Source organism: Pseudomonas sp. RA_35y_Pfl2_P32, from assembly GCF_963970735.1.
In the GTDB taxonomy this organism is placed as follows: Bacteria; Pseudomonadota; Gammaproteobacteria; order Pseudomonadales; family Pseudomonadaceae; genus Aquipseudomonas.
Genome location: NZ_CAXAQF010000012.1, coordinates 37618 through 60373, shown reverse-complemented (window position 1 = coordinate 60373; position 22756 = coordinate 37618). Strand labels below are relative to the sequence as shown.

The window sequence follows — 22756 nt, the reverse complement described above, 5'->3', positions numbered from 1 at the left end:
AGCTAAAGGGCGAGATTATAGCGTAAAAGCAACGGCTAGCCGCTAGCCGCTCGCGGCAAGACGTCGCAGCGCGGCCTTTGACGCGGCTCAGCTGCGAGGGAGGCGCCAGTAAACCTGGAGGTTGCCAACGCTGATCTGGCGGCAGATCGTGTACGGCAAGGACACCGTATCGAGGATCCCCGAGACGCTCAGATCGAGCAGAATCAGGGGAGCAAGGATACCTGTCGGGTCGGGCGGCGCATTCAAGATGCAAAAGTCGTATGCAAGGCCGCTGTAGATACGCGAAAGAGACTGGCAGTAGGTTTTATGCCGCCGCAGATCGCGCGCCGCGTCGGCGTCACCCTGCCCCAGCGTACTGACAGTCCCGCATCCGCTCAAAGCAAGAGATAGGACACCCAGTGAAAGAGCCGTTTTAATTGTCAAAACCTGACCTCCGAGAACGTCAGGTAAAACTAGCAACACAGCACTTCAGGTCCCAGGTGGCGACCTCCGCAGATCACGTAGGACGATTCACAAGAACCGCCCCCCCCCCCCTACAACCTGTCAGGTGATATCGAAAGGCTTGGGCAACCGCTGATCAATCACCCGATACAACGCCGCCCCCTCAGCCCAATTGCGCATGAACCGCGCCCGATCCCGCGCATAAGCCGGCACAAAACTGCTGAGGGAGGCATGCTGACACATCGAGTCCAGGTCAATCAACGACCAGCGATCCTTGTCCCAGAACAGGTTATGCCCCTTGAAGTCCCCATGACTGATGCGCTCGGCAATCAGCTCGGCAAACAACTGATCCAGCGCCAGCAACTCGGCCTCAGGCGCCTCGCCACTTTCCACATAGGGCGCAAAACGCTCGATGATGTCCGGCCCTGGCAAGTACTCGGTGATGAGGTAAGCCCGGCTGCGCAGCCAGAAAAAACGCTTTTCCAGTAACGCCAGCGGCTTGGGCGTGGCGATGCCGAGGAACCCCAGGCGATTGCCTTCGCGCCAGGAATGCCAGGCACGGCTCGGACGCCAGAAGCGCTTGAGCCAGTGGGCAAACCCCTTGATGTTGTAGCGCTTGACCACCAGCGTGCGACCGTCCACCTCAACCTTGCCCACGCTCGCCGCGCCGCCGGTCTTGTACAGGTGCCCCTGGTCGAGCAAGGCATCGGCCTGCTCCAGCACCGGCAACATGGCAGCCTCTTCGTCGCGGCGGATCGCGCGCAACCCAAAGGCCCCGCGCTGCACGGCGAACAGCGAGCACTCGCGCCCAACCTTGATCAGGTAATCCTTCAGTCGCCAGCGACGAATCTTGCGCACCTGCTTCTGCAAGGCTTCGAGCGGTAACGCGTGCTCGCCATTGCTCAGCAGGTAATGCACCAGCAACTCTTCGGTGAACGGCTCCAACGCCTTGGGCAACTGGGCAAAAAACACCCCGAGGTTCTCCAGGACCTTTTGCCGCGACAACGGTTGCCCCGCGGTTTCGGCATGAATCCCGGCACCGTCGATCAAATACAACCGGCCACCGTGGCGCAGCAGGTTGTCCAGGTGCAGATCCGACTGCCACAGGCCCTTGCTGTGCATCTGGCCGATGGCGGCCAGCGCCTCGGCCAGCACTGCGGTTTGTGCATCCGCCAGCACCGGCAGGGCTTCAACCTGTTGCCAGGCATCGCCCAGGCTCTGTGCGCCTTCGAGCAGTTCGAACAGCAACCAGCCGCCCTCGCCTTCTTTCAGGCCGTCGGCCAGCAGCAACGGGGTGGTCAGGCCTTGGGCGGCAAGCAGGCGTACACCGTCCAGCTCACGCCGAAAATGCCGCGCCGCTTTGCTGCCCACCAGCAACTTGGCCAACACCGGACGCCCGCGCCAGACCCCGGCACCGACATACCGCTGGCCCGGCAGCACCCGTAACAGGCTCAGCAGTTGCAACTGCGCCGGACCCGCGGCATCGGCCAATTCCAGGCTCAACGGCAGTTGCGGTGTACGTCCGGCGCTTTTCAGTTCAGACAAACGCATCAACGCACCCCCTTATGGCTGCGTCGGGCGGACAAGCGCTGCAGCCAGGCATCCACCAGCGCACCGTCGGCCGGTTGATCCAGGTAAGCCGCCAGCAAGCTGCGCACATTCTCGGTGCTCCAGACCGGCGCCCGGCGCAACAACGGCTCCAGGTCCTTGACCCGGTCGCGCTGGCCAAACAGCAATGGGCGGGTTTTCTCCAGGTCGATCAATTGCGCCCGATAGCCTTCGCCCTCGGCCCGCAAAAAGATGTGCTTGGGATAAAAGCAACCGTGCACCTGGCGCGCACCATGCAGCCCGCGCGCCAGCAAGCCACAGGCGCGCAGGATCCCCGCCTGCTGCCCAGCACTGAGCTGCGGCCATTGCTGCAGCAGGGCATCCAAGTCATTCCAGCCGTCCAGCGCCCGCGTCAGCAGGATCGCGCGGACTTCGCCGGCGACGTTGCGCTCGCCAAAGAACACCGCTTCCAGCGCCGGGATCCCCAACTGCCGGTAACGACTGATGTTGCGAAACTCGCGGGCAAAGCTGGGCTCGCCGAAGGGCCGGTGCCAGGTCCGAGTCAGGTAATTGCTCTGGCGCTTGAGGTAATACCCCTGGCCCTCCAGGTCCAGGCGGAACACGCTGCTCCAGCCCCCGCCCGAGGTGTTGGGCTCGTCAACGGCTTCCAGCTCCCGCGCCCACAGCGCATCGAACGTGGCAAGCCCATGGCGTTCGAACCGCTCGCGGTCCTCGGCGGCCAGAAAATCAGTCATCAGAGCGCATCCCCATAGCGCTGTTTGCGCTCGTACAGTTTGTTCGCCTTGCCCTCGAGCCAGGCCAGCAGCGAGGCTTCCTCGCGTAGAATCTGGCGCAGCGGCCGCAGGAAATAGCCCTTGAGGAAGCGCAGCTTGTCGCGGCGGGTCAGGCCAATGTCCAGCGCCGAGAAATACAACGCGGCCAGGTCCTTGTTGCGCCAGCGCCGGGTGATCGCCGGGCGGGTCTGGGCCCGGTGCAGGTCGATGATCGAGAGCTTGAAGTCCCCAGCGGTGACCGGCTTGTCGGTGTGCAGCAGGAAATGGCAGATGTAGCAGTCGCGATGATTGACCCCGGCGCGGTGCATCATGCCGGTCATGCGCGCCACTTCGGCGATCAGCGCACGCTTGAGCCGGGGCTCCGGCGCTTGCCTGGCCCAGTCGATGCTGAAGTCTTCCAGGCTGACGGTCGGCGCCAGCTCTTGGGTGATGATGAACGAATGCTGGTCCGCCGGATTGCTGCCTTTTTCGCCATAGGCCACGGCGGTCATGGTCGGCACTGCGGCCTCGTGCAAGCGCTGGATCGCCCGCCACTCCTGGCCCGCACCGAGCACTGGCAGCTTGGCCGTGAGCAGGTTCTTGAAGATCTCGCCCCAGCCAATGCCCCGGTGAATTTTCACGAAGTAGCCGTTGCCGGCGACTTCGGTACGCAGGGTACGACGCGCTTCGAGCTCACGGTAAACCTCGCCCTCCAGGCCTTCGACGGCGCTGAACGCATCGCGTCCGGCCCACAGGCTCTTGAACGGTTCGGCCAGAATCAACTTCATCAGTGCTGCTCCGCCAGAATCACATCCGCCGCGTGCTGCGGCATGCTGTAAAGGTCGGCCGTGTCGGCGAAGGCCAGGCCATTACGGCTCCAGGCCGCGCGTGCGGCATCATCGCTCAACATGGTCGTCAGGTACTGCGTGAGTTGCGCCTGCTCGAAGGGTTCGTCCAGCACCAGGCCACAGTCGGCCTCGGCGATGTAATGGGCGTAACCGCACACCGCGCTGACCAGCACCGGCAACCCGGCCACCAGCGCTTCGAGCAGTACCGTTCCGGTGTTTTCGTTGTACGCCGGGTGGATCAACAGGTCGGCGCCGAGCAGGAACCGCGGGATATCACTGCGGCCCTTGAGGAACTGCACGTTATCGCCCAGGCCCAGTGCGGCACTCTGCAACTGGAATACTTTGGGGTCATCCTGGCCAATTACAAATAGCCGCGTGCGTTTACGCAACTCGGCCGGCAGCGCGGCCAGGGCCTTGAGACTGCGGTCGACGCCCTTGGTCTTGAACCCGGAGCCGATCTGCACCAGCAGCAGCTCGTCGTCGGCCAGGGAGAACTCGCGGCGAAAATCCGCGCGAATCTCGGCGGCGTTCGGCGGTGCGCGCCGGTCCTGGGCAATGCCCGGCGGCAGCAGGTGGAAGCGTTCCAGCGGCGTGCCGTAATGCTTGATGAACAGCGGCTGCTGGACTTCGGAGATCATCAGCACTTCGGTTTTCGCGTCCGTGGCGAACACGGCGCGCTCGTACTCGGCGAAATGCCGGTAGCGGCCCCAGCGCCGGTACAACGAATTGCGCAGGTTCTGCGCCTTGTCCTCGAAGCAACCGTCAGCGGCATAGTAGACGTCCAGGCCCGGCATCTTGTTGAAACCGATCAGGCGGTCCACCGGGCGCTTGGCCAGGTCCTCGGCCATCCAGGCGCTGAGCTTTTCGTTGCGCCGATGATTGAAGATCGCCTTCACCGGCGCCACCAGCACTTCGAAGCCCGGCGGCACGTCGCCTTCCCAAATAAGCGTGTAAACGCGAATCTGGTGCCCGCGCTGCTGACATTCCAGGGCAATGCGCATGAAATCACGCTGCAGGCCGCCAAACGGGAAATATTTGTACAGTACAAAAGCCAATTGCATCAGCGCAGCTCCTCAGCCATTAACAACGTGCTCAGTCGGCTCGCGACACGCTCGGGGTTCAGGCGAGTGAAGCACAGTGGCCACTCGCGCTTGAGATCAAACCGACGCTGATCTTCAGCCGTCGGTTGGTAGGTACATTTCTTTTGCAGGCATGGCGCACAGGGGAAATCACTCGCCATGTGCACCTGGCTACGACCATAGGCGCCCGTCAGGCCCGGGTTGGTCGGGCCGAACAGCGACACCGTCGGCACGTCCAGCGCGGCAGCCAGATGCCCGAGGCCGGTATCCACCGCCACGCAGGCTTGCGCGCCGGCCAACACTTTGGCGACGCCCGCCAGGTTCAGCTTGGGCAGCACCTCGGCGTTGCGCAGGCCCTGGGCGATACGTTCGGCGCGCGCCTTCTCGGCCGGGTTACCCCACGGCAACTTCACCGCCATGCCCAAGTGCCCCATGCGCTCGGCCAGTTCGCGCCAATAGGCTTCCGGCCAGTGCTTGGTGTCCCAGGTGGTGCCATGCAGGAACAGCACGTACGGATTCTTGCGCGGCAGCTCCACCAGGCGTTCGACGTTCAGGCCGTAGTCGCCCAGGCCTTTGGGCAAGTCATAGCCCAGGGCCACGGCGAACAGCTGGCGCAAGCGCTCCACCGCATGTTGCCCACGGGCCACGGCCAGGCGCCGCGAGTAGAAACGCGACGCCAGGGGCTCGCGAGCCGAATGTTTGTCCAGGCCGGCCACCGGGGCCCGCACGTAACGGGTCAGCAAGGCGCTTTTGAGCAGGCCCTGGGCATCGATCACCAAATCGTATTTGGTCGCCTGCAGGTTTTGCTTGAAGCGCTTGAACTCACCGCTCTTGAAGGTCTGCCAGAGGTTCTTGCGCCAGCGACGGATCGCCACGGGAATCACCTTGCCCACCGCCGGATGCCAGGTGGGGATTTCGGCGAAGCCTTCTTCCACCACCCAGTCGAACTGGATGCCGGGGATCGCCCGCGCAGCGTCGGTCAGCGCGGGCAACGCATGAATCACATCGCCCAGCGAAGAGGTCTTGATCAACAGTACCCGCAACTTAACGAACCTCGACCACAGAGCCCTGCAACCGCTGCAAGGCGTCGTTCACCGCTTGCGGCATCAACTGGCGCAAGCAGTTGTAATGGCCGAAGCGGCAGGTGCGGTCAAAACACGGACTGCATTCGATGCCCAGGCGTACGATTTCGACGTGTTCGGCCAGCGGCGGCGTGAAGCCCGGCGAGGTCGAGCCGTAGACCGCCACCAGCGGACGGTTCAGCGCCGCGGCCACGTGCATCAGCCCGGAGTCGTTGGACACCACCGAATCGGCGCAGGACAGCAAGTCGATGGCCTCGGCCAGCGACGTGCCGCCACTGAGATTCATCGCTTCCTCACGCAACCCGGGAATCAACCGGGAACGGATCTCTTCGCCGACCGCGTGATCGTTCTTGGAGCCGAACAGCCAGACCTGCCAGCCCTCGCGAATCTTCGCTTCGGCGACCTTGGCGTAATGCTCGGAAGGCCAGCGCTTGGCCTCGCCGAACTCGGCCCCCGGACACAACGCCAGCACCGGGCGGTCGAGGGTCAGGCCGAACTTGGCCAAGGCCGCCTCGCGGGTTACAGGATCGATTTGCAGGCTCGGCCATGGATAAGGGGTCGGCAGCTCGGCAGCGGGTTCATAGGCCAACGCCATGAAACGCTCGATCATCAGCGGGTAGCGCTCTTTATCCAGCGTGCGCACATCGTTGAGCAGGCCGTAACGAAACTCGCCACGCCAGCCCGTGCGCTTCGGAATGCCGGCAAAAAACGGCACCAGCGCCGACTTCAACGAGTTGGGCAGCAGGATCGCCTGGTCGTACTGGCCGGCCAGGGACTTGCCGATCCGCCGCCGCGTTGCCAGTTCCAGCGCGCCGTGGCCGAGCGGAAAGCTCAAGGCCCGGCGCACCTGGGGCATGCGCTCAAGGATCGGCCGGCTCCACTCGGGGGCCAGCACGTCGATTTCGCACTGTGGATGACGCTGCTGCAGACACACGAACAGTGTCTGCGCCATCACCATGTCACCGACCCAACTGGGCCCAACGATCAGAATTTTCATAGTTATCCACAAACGAATAGGGGAGGCACGTGCCTCCCCCACTTCGGAAATTACTGTGGGAGCGAGCGAGCCCGCTCCCACAGGGGGTGTCAGGTGCTGCAAATTCCCGTGTCAGCTTAGCCCCAACTCGCGCCAGATTCGTACCACCTGCTGGCGTTCATCGACAAACTGGTTGCCTGCCACCACCCCGGCCTCGTTCTGCAACGCCTGGCGGTGAGCGGCGGCGCGGTAGGCCTTGTAGACCTCACGCATCAGGCTGGCATCGGCCGCAGGCATCAAGCCTTCGCGCTCCAACTCTTCCAGAATGCGGATGTTGTCTGTCCAGCGCAGCAACGGCGGGTGCGTCTGGGACCACGCCAAAGCCGCGTATTGCACCATAAATTCAATATCGACGATACCACCGGCGTCCTGCTTGAGGTCGAACGGCACCGTGGCTTCGAAGGCATTGGCCGCTGTCCCGGCACCGGTCATCCGGGTACCCAGGTTATCGCGCATCTTGGCGCGCATCTCGCTGACCTCCTGGCGCAACTTGGGCAAGTCGCGGGCTCGCCCCAGCACCTTGGCACGCACGTTTTCGAACGCCTGGCCGACATCCTGGCTGCCCACCAGCACACGGGCGCGCACCAGCGCCTGATGCTCCCAGGTCCAGGCTTCGTTCTCCTGGTAGCGCTCAAACGCCCCCAGAGAACTGACCAAAAGTCCCGAGGCACCGGAAGGCCGCAGGCGCATATCGACTTCATAGAGCTGGCCGGAGTTGGTCTGGGTGGTCAGCAAATGAATGATGCGCTGGCCCAGGCGAGTGAAGAACTGCGCACCATCGATCGGCTTGGGTCCGTCGGTTTCCGCCTGCGGGTCACCGTCGTGGATGAACACCAGGTCCAGGTCCGAGCCATGCCCGAGTTCCAGCCCGCCGACCTTGCCGTAGCCCACAATCACAAAGCCGGGGTCACACAAAGTACCGTCGGGACGCTGTGGCGAACCATACTTGGCGGCAGTCTGGCGCCAGGCCAGGGCCAGGACTTGTTCAAGGATCGCCTCGGCCAGCCAGGTCAGGTAGTCACTGACTTTCATCAAGGGCAGGCTGCCGGCGATTTCCGAGGCCGCAACCCGCAGGCGGTGCGCCAGCTTGAAATGCCGCAGGGCCTCCATCTGCTGTTCCAGGTCATCCTCGGGAATGCGCGTCAGACGCTCGCGCAACTCCGCCGCCAGCTCCGGCGCCAGGGGCGGCTTGAACAGGCGCCCCTCGTTGAGCAATTCATCGAGCAACAGCGGGAAGCGGGTGATCTGTTCGGCAATCCATGGGCTGGCCGCGCACAGGGTCAACAGGCGGCGCAGCGCTCCCGGGTTCTCCGTGAGCAACACCAGGTACGCCGAACGCCGCGCCACAGCCTCGACCAATGGCAGCACACGTTCCAGCACCAGGTCCGGGTTGGCGTGCTCGACGGCCTGGGCCAGCAACCGCGGGATAAAGGCGTCCAGGCGCTCGCGCCCCAGACGCTGCATCGCCCGCAACTGTGGACTGCCCCGCAGACCGGCCAGGGCCTTGAGGGCTTTCGGCGCATCGGCAAAGCCGCCCTCCTGCAACTGACGGCACGCGGCCTCTTCGTCCTGGGCCTCCTCCCACAGCGGCAACCATTCGCCCCCCACCACCACTTCGCTTTCCGCGCCCTCCTCCTCGTCGGGATCGGCGATCACTTGACGGAAATGCCAGTCGACCCGGCCCCGCCAATACATCAACTGCGCATGGAAGGCTGGCCAGTCGGCAAACCCCAACATAAAGGCGATGCGCGCCTGATCCTGCTCGTTGTCCGGGAGCATTTGCGTCTGCCGGTCGGCAATTGCCTGGATCGCGTGCTCGGTGTAACGCAGAAACTCATACCCCTCGCGCAGTTCGCCGACCACCGCCGGCGGCAGGTAACCCTGCCCCTCCAGCGTGCCGAGCACCTTTAATAGAGGGCGCTGCTGCAGGCTCAGGTCGCGACCGCCGTGAATCAGCTGGAAGGCCTGGGCGATAAACTCCACTTCGCGGATACCACCGGAACCCAGCTTGATGTTGTCGGCCATGCCCTTGCGCCGGACTTCCTGCTGGATCAACTGCTTCATGGTGCGCAGCGCTTCGATCGCCGAGAAATCCAGGTAGCGCCGATAGACGAACGGGCGCAGCAGGTCGAGCAATTGCGCCCCTGCCACCTGGTCGCCGGCCACCACCCGCGCCTTGATCATGGCGTAGCGTTCCCAGTCACGCCCCTGGTCCTGATAGTACTGCTCCAGGGCATTGAAGCTGAGCACCAGCGCGCCGGAGGAGCCATAAGGACGCAGACGCATGTCGACGCGGAACACAAAACCGTCGACGGTCATCGGGTCCAGCGCTTTGATCAGCCGCTGGCCCAGGCGGATGAAGAACTCCTGGTTATCCAGCGCACGCTTGACGCCGACGGTCTCACCGCCTTCGGGGTAGGCGAAGATCAGGTCGATGTCCGAGGACAGGTTGAGCTCCACCGCGCCGAGCTTGCCCATGCCGAGGATGACCATCTGCTGCGGCTCGCCACTGCGCCGCCCGGTGGGCGTGCCGAACTGCTGGCAATGGCGCAGGTACAACCACTGGTAGGCCTGGTCGATACTGGCATCGGCCATGTCCGAGAGATCGCGGCAGGTCTGGATCAAATCGGCCTGGCGGGTCAGGTCGCGCCAGATGATGCGCACCTGGTGACGGTTACGCTGGCGGCGCAGCGCCCGGGCCAGCTCGTCATCGGTGGTAGAAGCCTGCACTGCCGTGGCGATCTGCGCGCACAGCTCACCCGCAGCGAAGGGGCGGTCCAGCTCGCCAGACTGCACCAGCGCCAGCAACATCAAGGGATCACGTACGCATTGCTCAGCGACAAAGTCGCTGGCACCCGTCACACGGGCCCATTGCGCCCAGCGGTCGGGCGTCCAGGTGGACAGGCCATGATCATCGTCGAGGGCCGCCACGGCCGTGCGCAACGATTGTTCGGCATGGCTGACAAACGGCTGGAGAATGGCGGGCAGTTGGGCAAGCGAAGGCAGGCTCATGGTCTATCCTTGATCGGCGTAGAAAGGGCGGTCTGTAGTGAACGCATCAATTGCACTACGCAAAGGACTGTCGAACAAAAGTTAGAAATAGCTGAAATTTCATTTTTTTTGGTAGCCAGCATCACGCTTGACCCTATTCTGGTTGGCTAAAGACCAAGAGTAACGATTATTCTCACAACACAGCAGGAGGCCACAAGCCGTTCTTCTGTAGTTTTACTACTCGTATATACATTCGAAAGGCTGAAATGCCCGATGATTTGTAGTAAAACTACACGCCGCCGAATCAACCTCCGGCATTCCAAGAATTTATAACGTCTGCCCACAAGGCCAGTCGCTAACTCAGGCAACCGATTCTGGTAGCCTTTCCGCCCTGGAGCAAGCCATGCAAGACCTCGATCCCGTCGAAACCCAGGAATGGCTGGACGCCCTGGAATCGGTTCTCGACAAAGAAGGCGAAGACCGTGCTCACTATCTGATGACCCGTATGGGCGAACTCGCAACCCGTAGCGGTTCGCAACTGCCTTACGCCATCACCACGCCGTACCGCAACACGATCCCCGTTACCCACGAAGCACGCATGCCTGGCGACCTGTTCATGGAACGCCGCATTCGCTCGCTGGTACGCTGGAACGCGATGGCCATGGTGATGCGTACGAACCTGAAAGACTCTGACCTGGGCGGTCACATCTCCAGCTTCGCCTCCAGCGCTACCCTGTACGACATCGGCTTCAACTATTTCTTCCAGGCCCCGACCGACGAACACGGCGGCGACCTGATCTACTTCCAGGGCCACACCTCGCCAGGCGTCTACGCCCGTGCGTTCATGGAAGGCCGCATCACCGAAGAACAAATGAACAACTTCCGCCAGGAAGTCGACGGTCAGGGCCTGTCGTCCTATCCGCACCCTTGGCTGATGCCTGACTTCTGGCAGTTCCCGACCGTATCCATGGGTCTGGGTCCGATCCAGGCGATCTACCAGGCACGTTTCATGAAGTACCTGGAAGCCCGTGGTTTCATCCCCGAAGGCAAGCAGAAAGTCTGGTGTTTCCTGGGCGACGGCGAGTGCGACGAGCCGGAATCCCTGGGCGCGATCTCCCTGGCTGGCCGCGAGAAGCTGGACAACCTGATCTTCGTCATCAACTGCAACCTGCAGCGCCTCGACGGCCCGGTTCGCGGCAACGGCAAGATCATCCAGGAACTCGAAGGCGTGTTCCGTGGTGCCCAGTGGAACGTGACCAAAGTCATCTGGGGCCGTTTCTGGGACCCACTGCTGGCCAAGGACGTCGACGGCATCCTGCAACGCCGCATGGACGAAGTCATCGACGGCGAGTACCAGAACTACAAGGCCAAGGACGGCGCGTTCGTCCGTGAGCACTTCTTCAACACGCCAGAACTCAAGGCGATCGTTGCCGATCTGTCCGACGACGAGATCTGGAAGCTCAACCGCGGCGGCCACGACCCGTACAAGGTCTACGCGGCGTACCACGAAGCGGTCAACCACAAAGAACAACCGACCGTCATCCTGGCCAAGACCATCAAGGGTTATGGCACCGGTGCCGGCGAAGCGAAAAACACCGCGCACAACACCAAGAAGGTTGATGTTGAAAGCCTGAAGCTGTTCCGCGATCGTTTCGACATCCCGGTCAAGGACGAAGAGCTGGAGAACCTGCCGTTCTTCAAGCCTGAGCCAAACAGCGCTGAAGCCCGCTACCTGAGCGAGCGTCGTACTGCCCTGGGCGGTTTCGTGCCACAGCGCCGCGCCCAGAGCGTGAGCATTCCGACCCCGCCACTCGATACCCTCAAGGCGATCCTGGACGGCTCGGGCGACCGCGAAATCTCCACCACCATGGCCTTCGTGCGGATCCTCGCGCAACTGGTCAAGGACAAGGAAATCGGTTCGCGCATCGTGCCGATCATCCCGGACGAAGCCCGTACCTTCGGTATGGAAGGCATGTTCCGTCAGTTGGGCATCTACTCCTCCGTCGGCCAGCTCTACGAGCCAGTCGATAAAGACCAGGTGATGTTCTACAAGGAAGACAAGAAGGGCCAGATCCTCGAAGAAGGGATCAACGAAGCAGGTGCCATGAGCTCCTTCATCGCGGCCGGTACTTCGTACTCCAACCACAACCAGCCAATGCTGCCGTTCTACATCTTCTACTCGATGTTCGGCTTCCAGCGGATCGGCGACCTGGCCTGGGCGGCCGGCGACAGCCGTACCCGTGGCTTCCTGATCGGCGGTACCGCTGGGCGGACCACGCTGAACGGCGAAGGCCTGCAACACGAAGACGGTCACAGCCACATCCTGGCTGCCACCATCCCGAACTGCCGCACCTTTGATCCAACCTACGGCTACGAGCTGGCGGTGATCATCCAGGACGGCATGAAGAAGATGACCGAAGAGCAGCAGGACGTTTTCTACTACATCACCGTGATGAACGAGTCCTACCAGCAGCCAGCCATGCCGGCCGGCGTGGAAGAAGGCATCATCAAGGGCATGTACCTGCTCGAAGAAGACAACCGCGAAGCGGCGCACCACGTACAGCTGATGGGCTCCGGCACCATCCTGCGTGAAGTCCGTGAAGCGGCGAAGATTCTGCGTGAAGAGTTCAACGTCGGCGCTGACGTATGGAGCGTTACCAGCTTCAACGAACTGCGTCGCGATGGCCTGGCCGTGGAGCGCAGCAACCGTCTGCACCCAGGCCAGAAGCCTAAGCTGAGCTACGTCGAAGAGTGCCTGAACGGCCGTAAAGGTCCGGTGATTGCCTCTACCGACTACATGAAACTGTTCGCCGAGCAGATCCGTCAGTGGGTACCGTCCAAGGAATTCAAAGTCCTGGGCACCGACGGTTTCGGCCGCAGCGACAGCCGCAAGAAACTGCGTCATTTCTTCGAAGTTGACCGTCATTTCGTGGTGTTGGCAGCCCTGGAAGCACTGGCTGACCGTGGTGACATCGAACCTAAGGTTGTGGCTGAAGCCATCGCCAAGTTCGGTATCAACCCGGAAAAACGCAACCCACTGGACTGCTGAGGAGATTTTCCGTGAGCGAACTCATTCGCGTACCTGACATCGGCAGCGGTGAAGGTGAAGTAATTGAACTGTTTGTAAAGGTCGGCGACAAAGTCGAAGCCGACCAGAGCATCCTGACCCTGGAATCGGACAAGGCGAGCATGGAAATTCCTGCTCCCAAGGCCGGCGTGGTCAAGAGCCTGAAAGTGAAGCTGGGCGACCGCCTGAAAGAAGGCGACGAACTGCTGGAGCTGGAAATCGAAGGTGCCGCTGATGCGGCCCCTGCGCCAGCCGCTGCTGCACCTGCACCGGCTGCTGAAAAGCCTGCCGCTGCTGCCCAGGCCCCTGCGGCCCCGGCTGCTGCACCTGCCGCCGCCACCGTTCAGGACATTCATGTTCCGGATATCGGCTCGTCGGGCAAGGCCAAGATCATCGAACTGCTGGTCAAGGTCGGCGACACCGTCGAGGCTGATCAGTCGCTGATCACCCTGGAATCCGACAAGGCCAGCATGGAAATCCCATCGCCGGCTGCCGGCGTCGTAGAAAGCATCGCAGTCAAACTCGAAGACGAAGTCGGCACTGGCGACTTTATCCTCAAGCTCAAAGTCCAGGGCGCAGCAGCAGCGGCCCCTGCACCTGCGGCGGCTCCAGCTCCAGCTGCGGCGGCCAAGGCTGAAGCGGCACCTGCCGCTGCTGCCCCTGCGCCGGCTGCACCAGCTACGGCCGCACCAGCCCCGGCTGCTGCGCCCGCGCCAAGCGGTGCCAAGGTTCACGCCGGTCCTGCCGTCCGCCAACTGGCCCGTGAATTCGGTGTCGAGCTGAATGCGGTGAGCCCTAGCGGCCCGCACGGTCGCGTGCTCAAGGAAGACGTACAGGTTTACGTCAAGGCCATGATGCAGAAGGCCAAGGAAGCCCCGGCCGCCGGTGCTACTGGCGGCGCCGGTATCCCACCGATTCCAGTCGTGGACTTCAGCCGCTTCGGTGAAACCGAAGAAGTGCCGATGACCCGCCTGATGCAAATCGGCGCGTCGAGCCTGCACCGCAGCTGGCTGAACATTCCGCACGTGACCCAATTCGACTCGGCGGATATCACCGAGCTGGAAGCGTTCCGCATTGCCCAGAAAGCTGTGGCCGAGAAGGCTGGCGTCAAGCTGACCATCCTGCCGCTGCTGCTCAAGTCTTGCGCACACCTGCTCAAGGAACTGCCGGACTTCAACAGCTCCCTGGCGCCAAGCGGTAAAGCGATCATCCGCAAGAAATACGTGAACATCGGTTTTGCGGTCGATACCCCGGACGGCCTGCTGGTTCCTGTGATCAAGAACGTTGATCAGAAGAGCTTGCTGCAATTGGCTGGCGAAGCCGCTGCGCTGGCGGCCAAAGCCCGCGACAAAAAGCTCACGGCCGACGACATGCAGGGCGCCTGCTTCACCATCTCCAGTCTCGGCCACATTGGCGGCACCGGCTTCACGCCGATCGTCAATGCTCCGGAAGTGGCGATCCTCGGCGTGTCCAAGGCAACCATCCAGCCAGTCTGGGACGGCAAAGCCTTCCAGCCGAAACTGATGCTGCCGCTGTCGCTGTCCTACGACCACCGGGTGATCAACGGCGCCGCTGCGGCCCGTTTCACCAAGCGTCTGAGCGACCTGCTGGGCGACATCCGCACCATCCTGCTGTAAGACCGCCGGGCCCTTCTTCAACGAAGGGCCCCGCGTGCTCCACGTTTTCCGAGCGCCACGCTCGTACCTCAACCCCGCCAATTGGCGGGGCTTTTTTTGCCTGTAAAACAGCCCCTATCCCGACAGGCCTTGAGGAAAATCCAGTAAGTATTCCTACCCCCGCCAGCCCTCAAGACCACGCCAACAGTTGACCAGGACCACATCCAGGGTCCGCTTCCCCCTCAATATTTAAATGACCTCCAGTCCTACGATGACTCGGGCAGCGCACACACCGTGCTTGCCGCGCCCTCCCTCGCCGCACCTCGAATGGATTCGAATATGCTCAAGCCTACTGTCGGCCCGATTGTTGGCCACACCACCTTTCAACACACCCGCGTGTTTCTGCGAGGCGCCCCAGTCGCCAACGCATGGGTATTTGCCGGGTTGCGTTATCGCCGCACCGGCGCTTCCGACTGGTCCAGCGGACGCTTTGCCGAACTCACGGCGGCTCGCGACATGTCAGCCGTCATCGCGCTGCATGACCTCGACAGCGATACCGAGTATGAGTACCAAGCCGGCTGGTTCAACACGGGCGATACCCGACCGGCCGTGGAAATCCTTGACCAGTTGCAACTGCAATGGCCCCAGAAAAACTACCGCTTTCGCACCACCTCCAGCAAAACCTGCACACCCCGCAGCTACATCGTCGGCTCGTGCCGCTACCTGCGCATGACCCTGGGCATCCCCTCATTGCCCTCCAAGGGCGACCGGATCTTTGCGGCGATCAAGCGGCTCGCAGGCACTTCCTCGCCAGCGATCAGCGCCCTGCTGATGACCGGCGACCAGGTGTATGTAGACGACATGAACGTCGTCGTCCCGGACCGCGATTACCCGGATATTCTCGCCAAGTACCGTGCGGCCTTTTCTCAACCCCACATTCAGTCGCTAATGGCCTCACTGCCGACCTACATGATTCTCGACGACCATGAAATAGAAGATAACTGGCCCGCCAACGCCAGCCGCGACGACAATGTTCTTTATCGCAACGCAATGGCCGCGTACGAAATCTATCAAGCCAGTCATGGCCCGGCGTATCAACTGGCGCCTGGCGAGCAGCCCACCGGCCAACCACCCCATTACTGGTACCAGTTTGCTCAAGGGGATATCGAATGGTTTGTCATGGACACCCGTACCCGGCGCAACCTCTCGGCCGATGATCGGCGAATTATTGATGCCGACCAGGAGCAAGCGCTGCTCAAGTGGCTGGTCAACAGCCCGGCGCGGGTCAAAATGCTGGTCACCGGCGTCATGCTGTTCCCCGACAGTAAAAGCACTGACGCTGACACCTGGAAAGCCTTCCCCGAACAGCGCCTGCGCATCCTCGAAAGTATCCGCCTGCACAAGATCAGGAATGTCGTGATCATCTCGGGGGACGTCCACGGCTCACTTACCTCGCGCCTGCGCCACACAGCAGACCCGGACTTCGAGGTACAGACCATCGTCTCGTCACCGTTTTGCAACAGCGCCTGGCTGCCCTATGCCAAGGCCTCGTCGTTCATCCATGACCAGCCACTGGCGAAAACCGCGGCCGGCGACTATTACCTCGAATGGACAAGCAAGGTGATCAGCCAGGACAACTTCGCCCACCTGACGGTTCACACCGAGCATATTCGTGTGGAGTACCGTGATCCGAATGGCGATTACCTGTATTCGGCCAACCTGCCACTGCACCCTCCCCAGCCGTCTTTGCCATCTGCTGTGTAGGTGCTTTCTTGCGAAATCCCACAAATTACGCACAGTTTTCCTACAGAAATCCATGTTTCGGCCGATAAACACCTATAGCGCTAAGCCTTCATCCTCTATTGTCAGCCAGGGCGGCATCATGCAACCTTGCCGCTGGCTACACAGAGGGCGTGAGCACGTCGCGTTCAGCATTTTCGAAGCGAGTTTCTTCCATGAAAAGCCATCCCGATGCCGCCAGCCGAATGGTGGCCGAGGTAGTGACGCAATTGCCTGTGCCCTCGCGGCTCGGCATGCTGCGTTTCGAGCGGCTGAATGAAGCAAGCTGGGCCCTGCTGTTTCTCGACCCTAACTGCGAACGCCAGTTCGGCCTGCCGGCGGTAGAGCTCTGCGCCCTGGTCGGCTCGCCCTACGCCAGCCTGATGGAGCCCGAGGCGCGCTATCAACTGCACGATACGATCCAGCAGCAACTGCGCCACAGCCCCCATTACCTGATCCGCTACACCCTGCACACTGCCCGGGGCTCCCTGAGCCTGCTGGAAATGGGCGAAGCCTATAAACAACACAATCGGCACCTGCTGCGCGGTTATCTGCTGGTGGTCGACGGCCTGTTCGAAGACGATCCCCTGCTGCCGGCGCTCGACCTGGAAACCCAGAATTCACGCCTGCAGATTGCCCTGGAGTTGAACCAGCGGGCCCAGCGGGAACAACTGCAGCACCTGGAGCGCGTGCGTGCCCAGCAAGACCTGATCCTGCTGCTCACGCGCCAGCGCTACAGCTCCGGCAATTCGTTGCGGGAGGCGGCCGAGCTGATTACCCGCAGTGCCTGTGATATCTACCAGATCGACAGCGCCAGCCTGTGGAACCTGGAAAATCGGCAACTGCTGCCAATCTCCGCCTACCATCGCCCTTCGCAGGAACACCGGTTACCCGAAGTAATCGACGCCAGCGGCTTCCCCGATTACCTGGAAGCCCTGCACTCGAGCCGGGCCATCGATGCCCACAACGCCATGCATGATCCGCGCACCCGGGAAATGGCCGAGAGCCTGCGCCCACGGGACGTCAACGCCATGCTCGATGCCAGCATCCGCGTGGACGGCCAGGTGGTCGGCGTCCTGTGCCTGGAACAGACCGGCGTGACCCGCGCCTGGCAGTCGGACGAAATCGCCTTCGCGGGCGAGCTGGCCGATCAGTTTGCCCAGGTCATCAACAACCACAACCGACGCACCGCCACCAGCGCCCTGCACCTGTTCCAGCGCGCGGTGGAGCAAAGTGCCAACGCCTTTTTGCTGGTCAATTGCGACGGCGTGGTCGAGTACGTCAACCCCAGCTTCACGGCGATCACCCAGTACAGCACCGAAGAAGTCCACGGCCAGCGCCTGTCGGAACTGCCGGCCCTGGAAAACCTCAGTGAACTGCTGTTCGACGCCCCCTCGAGCCTGGTCAAGAGCAACAGCTGGCAAGGTGAGTTCAAGAGCCGGCGTAAAAACCTGGAGCCCTACTGGGGCCAGCTGTCGATCTCCAAGGTGTATGGCGACAACCGCGAACTGACCCACTACATCGGCATCTACGAAGACATCACCCAGACCAAGCTCGCCCAGCAACGCATCGAACGCCTGGCCTACACCGACAACCTGACCAACCTGGGCAATCGCCCGGCATTCATCCGCAACCTCGACGAACGTTTTTCCCGCGACAGCGACAGCCCGATCTGCCTGCTGCTGGTGGACATCGACAATTTCAAGCGGATCAACGACAGCCTCGGCCACCAGACCGGCGACAAGCTGCTGATCAGCCTGGCCCGCCGCCTGCGCAACAGCCTGAGCCCGAGCGGCAGCCTGGCGCGTTTTGCCAGCAACGAATTTGCAGTGCTGCTGGATGACGCCAGCCTGCACACCGGCCAGCAAATGGCCAGCCAACTGCTGATGACGCTGGACAAGCCGATGTTCGTCGATAACCAACTGATCAGCGTCACCGCCTCCGTCGGCGTGGCTTGCGCGCCGCTGCACGGGCGCGACCCGCAAACATTGATGCGCAACGCCGGGCTGGCCCTGCACAAAGCCAAGGCCAATGGCAAACACCAGGTCCAGGTGTTCACCGAGGCCTTGAACGCCGAGGCCAGCTACAAGCTGTTCGTAGAGAACAACCTGCGCCGCGCCCTGACCCAGAACGAGCTGGACGTGTTCTACCAGCCCAAGCTGTGCCTGCGCTCCGGCCGCCTGCTGGGCATGGAAGCACTGCTGCGCTGGAACCACCCGGAAAAAGGCATGATCCGCCCCGACCAGTTCATCAGCGTCGCCGAAGAGACCGGGCTGATCATCCCCATCGGCAAATGGATCGCCCGCCAGGCCTGTCGCATGAGCATCGAACTGAGCGCTGCCGGGCTGGGCAACCTGCAGGTGGCGATCAACCTGTCGCCCAAACAGTTCTCCGACCCGGACCTGGTGTCCTCGATTGCCAACATCCTCAAGGAAGAGAAGCTGCCCGCCCACCTGCTGGAGCTCGAACTGACCGAAGGCCTGTTGCTGGAGGCCACCGAAGACACCCACCTGCAGCTTGATCAGCTCAAGCGCCTGGGCCTGACCCTGGCCATGGACGATTTCGGCACCGGTTACTCATCCCTCAGCTACCTGAAGAAATTCCCGATCGACATCATCAAGATCGATCGCAGCTTCATTCATGAGATCCCGGACAACCAGGACGACATGGAAATCACCTCGGCCGTGATCGCCATGGCCCACAACCTCAAGCTCAAAGTGGTGGCCGAGGGCATCGAGACCGCCGAACAGCTGGCGTTCCTGCGTCGCCATCGCTGCGACGTCGGCCAGGGCTACCTGTTCGACCGGCCGATCCCGGGCGCCGAGCTGATCGACAAGCTCAAACGCTACCCACGCGGCCCAATTGCCTGACAGCGCCGCAACACTCGGGCAAACTGCGGGTCTGACTCCTTACTGACTCCCCAACCTGACTGGAGGACTGATCATGGTCTTGCGCTCGGAAATTCTGGTGAACAAAAACGTGCTCCCAACTAAAGAACAAGCCCTGCCTGGCCGCGAAACGCCGATCACCGTGCCGGAGAAACACTTCGTCAACAAGGACCAGTACATGCTCGGTCCCTTCATCGGCAATGTGGAGTTCGCGATCTTCGGCCTGGGCTGCTTCTGGGGCGCGGAACGCAAGTTCTGGCAGCGTGAAGGCGTGGTGAGCACGGCGGTGGGTTATGCCGGCGGCTTCACCCCCAACCCGACCTATGAGGAAGTCTGCTCGGGCCTGACCGGCCACACCGAAGTGGTGCTGGTGGTGTATGACCAGGACAAGGTCAGCTACAAAGAACTGCTGGCGATGTTCTGGGAGCTGCATAACCCAACCCAGGGCATGCGCCAGGGCAACGACATCGGCACCCAGTACCGTTCGGTGATCTACGCGGTCAAACCTGAACAACTGGAAGAAGCCAAGGCCAGCGAGCAGACGTTCCAGGCAGAACTGACCAAGGCCGGACTGGGCAGCATCACCACCGAAATCGAACAGGCCCCAACCTTCTATTACGCCGAGGCCTATCACCAGCAGTACCTGGCGAAGAACCCGGAAGGCTACTGCGGGATTGGCGGCACCGGCGTCACCTGCCCGATCTGATTTTCAGACCGTCAAAAGCATCGCGGGCAAGCGGAACGCCGCCCGCGATGGCGTCCGATCAGACGCCCATGAAGAGACAGATCAACTCTCGGCGATCAACCAATCCATCTGCCACCCACCCTGGGTCTGGCCAAGTTTCTGCGCCAGCCACGGCAGCAGCTCACGCAACTCCTCTTCCAGCCCCCACGGCGGATTGGCAATCGCCAGCCCGGAGCCGTTCAAGCTGTTGGGCGTATCCAGCGGATGCACCAGCAATTCCACACGCAACAACTTCGGCGCACCGGTGCCGGCCAAGTCCTGATAGAAGCGGCGCAACAGGCGCTGGTCCTTCACCGGGTACCAGATCGCCGCCACGGTTTGGCGCATCCGGCCAATCGCCTCTTTCAACGAAGCCGCGCAACGCTGCATCTCGTCGAGCTTCTCGAACGGCGGATCGATCAGCATCAAGCCACGTTTCTCGGGCACCGGCAGCATCGCCCGGGGCACATGCCAGCCTTCGCCCAGGTGCACCTTGACCCGGCGATCGCCCTTCATGTTGTCCTTGAGCAGCAGGCCGTCCTCCGGGTGCTTTTCGTTGAGCAGCACCCGATCCTGCGGTCGGGTCAGGCGCCGCGCCAGCTCCGGCGAGCCCGGGTAGTAGCGCAACTGGCCATCCGGGTTCATCGCGTGCAGCACCTGCATGTAATCGGCCGTCAGCAGCGGCAGATCCGGCTCGCCCCACAAGCGCGCGATGCCTTCCAGGTACTCACCGGTCCGGCTGGCCTGGTCACCCTGAAGGTCATACAGACCGATGCCGGCGTGGGTATCGAGATAGGCAAACGGCTGCTCCTTGCGCGACATCAGGGCGATGAGGCGGGTCAAGGTCAGGTGTTTGAACACATCGGCGTGATTGCCGGCATGGAAGGCGTGACGATAATTCATGATTGCTCCTGCGCAGGCCGGGAAGTTTACCTTTTACCGGCCGGCAAGTCAGGGGTTCGCGGCCGAGCGGGCAGCTTCCAGCCTGCTCAGTCGGTGGATAGCCATGCCTTGATCTCCCTCTGTGATGACCTCCTGACCGTGGGAAGCCCGCGCAAAACAAGAAACCTCCCACGAGCGCGGCAGAAAAAAGCGACAGCGTGGGAGATCAGGGTCAATGCACGCACAAAAAAACGGCCCGCATCCAATAGGCTGCGGGCCGTTCTTTGATCAGTAATTGATCAGGGCAGTCGCCCTGGCAATTACTTGTTCAGGTGGAAATCTTTCTCTGCCGCGGCAAAACGCTGCAGCATGCCGGCCGATGGTTCGCCCATCTTGCTGACCAGGAAGATCGCCAGGCTGGCGAAGATGAAGCCCGGGATGATCTCGTACAGGCCCAGCAGTTCGAAATGCTTCCAGACGATCACGGTGACCGCACCCACCACGATACCGGCCAGTGCGCCGTTACGGGTCATGCCTTTCCACAGTACCGAAATCAGCACCACCGGACCAAAGGCGGCACCGAAGCCGGCCCAGGCGTAGCTCACCAGACCCAGTACGCGGTTTTCCGGGTTGGCCGCCATCGCGATGGCCACCAGTGCAACGGCCAGAACCATGGCGCGACCGACCCAGACCAGCTCGACCTGGGAAGCGTTCTTGCGCAGGAAGGACTTGTAGAAGTCTTCGGTCAGGGCACTCGAGCACACCAGCAGTTGGCAGCTCAGGGTACTCATGACGGCCGCCAGAATAGCCGACAGCAGAATGCCAGCGATCCATGGGTTGAACAGCAGCTTGGCCAGTTCGATGAACACACGCTCAGGGTTCTCGGTCACAGGACCTGCCACTTCCGGGTGCGCCGAGAAGTAGGCGATGCCGAAGAAGCCCACCGCCACAGTGCCGCCCAGGCACAGGATCATCCAGGCCATGGAGATGCGACGAGCCTTGGCGATCGATTTCACCGAATCCGCCGCCATGAAGCGCGCCAGGATATGCGGCTGGCCAAAGTAGCCCAGGCCCCAGCCCATCAGCGAAATGATGCCGATGAAGGTGGTGTTTTTCAGCATGTCGAAGTTGCTTGGATCTTGTGCTTCGATGGCCAGGAAGGTGGTGTCGACGCCGCCAGTGGCCAGCAGCACGATGATCGGCGTCAGCAACAGGGCGAAGATCATCAGCGTGGCTTGTACGGTGTCAGTCCAGCTGACCGCCAGGAAACCACCAACGAAGGTGTAGGCAATGGTCGCCGCAGCACCGGCCCACAGTGCAGTCTCGTAGGACATGCCGAAGGTGCTTTCGAACAGACGGGCGCCAGCCACGATGCCGGACGCGCAATAGATGGTGAAGAACACCAGGATCACGACCGCAGAAATGATGCGCAGCAGGCCGCTCTTGTCTTCGAAGCGACTGGAAAAGTAGTCCGGCAGCGTCAGCGCATCACCGTTGTGCTCGGTCTGTACCCGCAGGCGACCGGCCACGAACAACCAGTTCAGATAGGCACCGATGATCAGGCCGATGGCGATCCAGCTCTCCGACAGGCCCGACATATAGATGGCACCCGGCAGGCCCATCAACAACCAGCCACTCATGTCCGAGGCGCCAGCGGAAAGCGCCGTCACGACACTGCCCAGGCTACGGCCACCGAGAATGTAGTCAGAAAGGTTGTTGGTGGAGCGATAGGCCATGAAGCCGATCAGCACCATTACTGCGATGTAGATCACGAACGTGATCAGGGTTGGATTGCTTGCACTCATTGAGTTACGCCCTGGCTTTGTTTTTATGTAGCGGCGGTCAACTGAACCGCCGCCAAACGATTACGTTTGAAAGACGATTGGATATTCCGCGCATTTATGACTGATGTTTCCCCAGGAAAGCCATCAGCCGATGAACCCTCTCGTGGACGGTTGCACCTTGGTGCGCGAATGCTATTCAACAAAGCAAATGAGGTGCA

At 61.9% G+C, this 22756-nt stretch carries 15 protein-coding genes; 5 read left to right on the top strand and 10 right to left on the bottom strand.

Annotated elements, in window-relative coordinates:
* Positions 1–87 precede the first annotated feature (87 nt).
* The 8 genes from AACY45_RS13740 to glnE all read right to left on the bottom strand — a co-directional run bounded on the left by AACY45_RS13740 (position 88) and on the right by glnE (position 9819).
* Positions 88–423 carry a YceK/YidQ family lipoprotein gene (locus tag AACY45_RS13740; RefSeq protein ID WP_339545986.1) on the bottom strand — a complete coding sequence of 112 codons (336 nt, stop codon included), beginning with the start codon at positions 421–423 and terminating at the stop codon, positions 88–90.
* Positions 424–543: 120 nt separating this feature from the next.
* Entirely contained in the window at positions 544–1992 is a 1449-nt protein-coding gene (locus AACY45_RS13735) for a lipopolysaccharide kinase InaA family protein (RefSeq protein WP_339545985.1), read from the bottom strand.
* Entirely contained in the window at positions 1992–2744 is a 753-nt protein-coding gene (locus tag AACY45_RS13730; RefSeq protein WP_339545984.1) for a lipopolysaccharide kinase InaA family protein, read from the bottom strand. Before AACY45_RS13730 ends, AACY45_RS13735 begins: the two co-directional genes overlap by 1 nt.
* On the bottom strand, positions 2744–3550 hold the full coding sequence (rfaP, locus tag AACY45_RS13725) for a lipopolysaccharide core heptose(I) kinase RfaP (RefSeq protein WP_339545983.1): 807 nt from the start codon (positions 3548–3550) through the stop codon (positions 2744–2746). Before rfaP ends, AACY45_RS13730 begins: the two co-directional genes overlap by 1 nt.
* On the bottom strand, positions 3550–4671 hold the full coding sequence (locus tag AACY45_RS13720; protein WP_339545982.1) for a glycosyltransferase family 4 protein: 1122 nt from the start codon (positions 4669–4671) through the stop codon (positions 3550–3552). The genes rfaP and AACY45_RS13720 overlap by 1 nt, the downstream gene beginning before the upstream one ends.
* On the bottom strand, positions 4671–5732 hold the full coding sequence (gene waaC / locus AACY45_RS13715) for a lipopolysaccharide heptosyltransferase I (protein WP_339545981.1): 1062 nt from the start codon (positions 5730–5732) through the stop codon (positions 4671–4673). The genes AACY45_RS13720 and waaC overlap by 1 nt, the downstream gene beginning before the upstream one ends.
* 1 nt (position 5733) lies before the next feature.
* Positions 5734–6768 carry a lipopolysaccharide heptosyltransferase II gene (gene waaF, locus AACY45_RS13710; protein ID WP_339545980.1) on the bottom strand — a complete coding sequence of 345 codons (1035 nt, stop codon included), beginning with the start codon at positions 6766–6768 and terminating at the stop codon, positions 5734–5736.
* 111 nt (positions 6769–6879) lie between these two features.
* On the bottom strand, positions 6880–9819 hold the full coding sequence (gene glnE, locus AACY45_RS13705) for a bifunctional [glutamate--ammonia ligase]-adenylyl-L-tyrosine phosphorylase/[glutamate--ammonia-ligase] adenylyltransferase (protein ID WP_339545979.1): 2940 nt from the start codon (positions 9817–9819) through the stop codon (positions 6880–6882).
* A gap of 382 nt (positions 9820–10201) precedes the next feature.
* Between glnE and aceE the strand changes: the two genes are divergently transcribed.
* The 5 genes from aceE (at position 10202) to msrA (ending at position 19854) form a co-directional block, all read left to right on the top strand.
* Positions 10202–12847 (top strand): pyruvate dehydrogenase (acetyl-transferring), homodimeric type, encoded by a 2646-nt coding sequence (gene aceE, locus AACY45_RS13700; protein WP_339545978.1) that lies wholly within the window; start codon positions 10202–10204, stop codon positions 12845–12847.
* Between the two features lie 11 nt (positions 12848–12858).
* Positions 12859–14502 (top strand): dihydrolipoyllysine-residue acetyltransferase, encoded by a 1644-nt coding sequence (gene aceF / locus AACY45_RS13695; protein WP_339545977.1) that lies wholly within the window; start codon positions 12859–12861, stop codon positions 14500–14502.
* A gap of 318 nt (positions 14503–14820) precedes the next feature.
* Positions 14821–16245 carry an alkaline phosphatase D family protein gene (locus tag AACY45_RS13690; RefSeq protein ID WP_339545976.1) on the top strand — a complete coding sequence of 475 codons (1425 nt, stop codon included), beginning with the start codon at positions 14821–14823 and terminating at the stop codon, positions 16243–16245.
* 191 nt (positions 16246–16436) lie between these two features.
* Positions 16437–19130 carry a sensor domain-containing phosphodiesterase gene (locus AACY45_RS13685; RefSeq protein ID WP_339545975.1) on the top strand — a complete coding sequence of 898 codons (2694 nt, stop codon included), beginning with the start codon at positions 16437–16439 and terminating at the stop codon, positions 19128–19130.
* Between the two features lie 73 nt (positions 19131–19203).
* A complete protein-coding gene (gene msrA / locus AACY45_RS13680; protein WP_339545974.1) occupies positions 19204–19854 on the top strand; it encodes a peptide-methionine (S)-S-oxide reductase MsrA in 651 nt (216 codons plus the stop codon).
* Positions 19855–19935: 81 nt separating this feature from the next.
* Here msrA and AACY45_RS13675 read toward each other — a convergent pair whose 3' ends face one another.
* Both AACY45_RS13675 and putP read right to left on the bottom strand, forming a co-directional pair.
* A complete protein-coding gene (locus tag AACY45_RS13675; RefSeq protein ID WP_339545973.1) occupies positions 19936–20775 on the bottom strand; it encodes a 23S rRNA (adenine(2030)-N(6))-methyltransferase RlmJ in 840 nt (279 codons plus the stop codon).
* Between the two features lie 299 nt (positions 20776–21074).
* On the bottom strand, positions 21075–22559 hold the full coding sequence (putP, locus tag AACY45_RS13670; protein WP_339545972.1) for a sodium/proline symporter PutP: 1485 nt from the start codon (positions 22557–22559) through the stop codon (positions 21075–21077).
* Positions 22560–22756 lie beyond the last annotated feature (197 nt).